Origin of the sequence: Streptomyces sp. SP17BM10 (assembly GCF_036322405.1) — a bacterium.
Taxonomy (GTDB): domain Bacteria; phylum Actinomycetota; class Actinomycetes; order Streptomycetales; family Streptomycetaceae; genus Kitasatospora.
In genome coordinates this window covers 1-330 of record NZ_JAQYXB010000007.1, presented here as the reverse complement: position 1 = coordinate 330, position 330 = coordinate 1, and the positions used below count along the sequence as shown (strand labels likewise).

Below are 330 nucleotides of genomic sequence, written 5' to 3'. Positions count from 1 at the left end.
TGTTTTTTTTTTGTTTGTTTTTTTTTTTTTTTTTTTTTTTTTTTTTTTTTTGTTGTTTGTTTGTGGTTTTTTTTTTTTTTTTTTTTTGTGTTTTTTTTTGTGTTTTTTTTTTTGTTTTGGGTTTTTTTTTTTTTTTTTGTTGTTGGTGTGGGGGGGGTTTTGTTTTGTTTTTTTGTGGGGTGGGGTTGGGGTGTTGGTGGGTTTTGGTGTTTTGGGTCTGGGTGTGGTGTGTTTGTTTGTTGTTTTGTGGTGTTGTTTTTGTGTTGTTTGGGGTGGTGGTGTGGGGGGGGGTGGGGGGGGTTGTGGGTGGTGGGGGGGGGGGGGGGGGGG

1 protein-coding gene is annotated in these 330 nt (G+C 38.8%); it reads left to right on the top strand.

The annotated features are described in order from the left end of the window. A partial coding sequence (locus PUR71_RS40775) for a hypothetical protein (protein WP_329924219.1) occupies positions 1 to 330 on the top strand: 330 nt, incomplete at both ends.